This is a genomic window from Brevibacillus daliensis (assembly GCF_021245735.1).
In the GTDB taxonomy this organism is placed as follows: domain Bacteria; phylum Bacillota; class Bacilli; order Brevibacillales; family Brevibacillaceae; genus Brevibacillus_B; species Brevibacillus_B daliensis.
In genome coordinates this window covers 1-409 of the sequence record NZ_JAJISB010000082.1, presented here as the reverse complement: position 1 = coordinate 409, position 409 = coordinate 1, and the positions used below count along the sequence as shown (strand labels likewise).

At 38.4% G+C, this 409-nt stretch carries 1 protein-coding gene; it reads right to left on the bottom strand.

Annotated features, from left to right (window positions below; all coding sequences use genetic code 11):
* The coding region (locus LM917_RS24315; protein WP_232700277.1) for a helix-turn-helix domain-containing protein at window positions 1–344 on the bottom strand (344 nt) is incomplete at its 3' end.
* Between the last annotated feature and the right edge of the window lie 65 nt (window positions 345–409).

Below are 409 nucleotides of genomic sequence, written 5' to 3'. Positions count from 1 at the left end.
TTAGACGATGTTAAGCTGCTATTAACATTATACTTGTCGATCCAACTTATGAGTTGAGTACGGCTTGCAATATTGTATCTATCGATAATTTCATATTGCGAATACTGACCCGAGAGGTAATCTTGAACAGCTTGAAGCTTTAGTTCCGAAGAATAACCGTTATTACGATTGCGAATTTCAAGTCCTTTCATTCCGTACAACTCGTATCGATGCCGCCATTTCACTAAGGTAGTAACACTTATATTGTACTCTTGGGCGACTTCCGTCCGGGTGCCATGACCTAATTCCAGTTGTTGAATGATGGCTAATTTCTCTGCAGCGTTATATTCATTCTTTTTTGACAAAGAAAACTCCCCTTCAAGTAGTGGTTTATTTATTAAACCTGTCTACTTAAAGGGGAGCATATCAT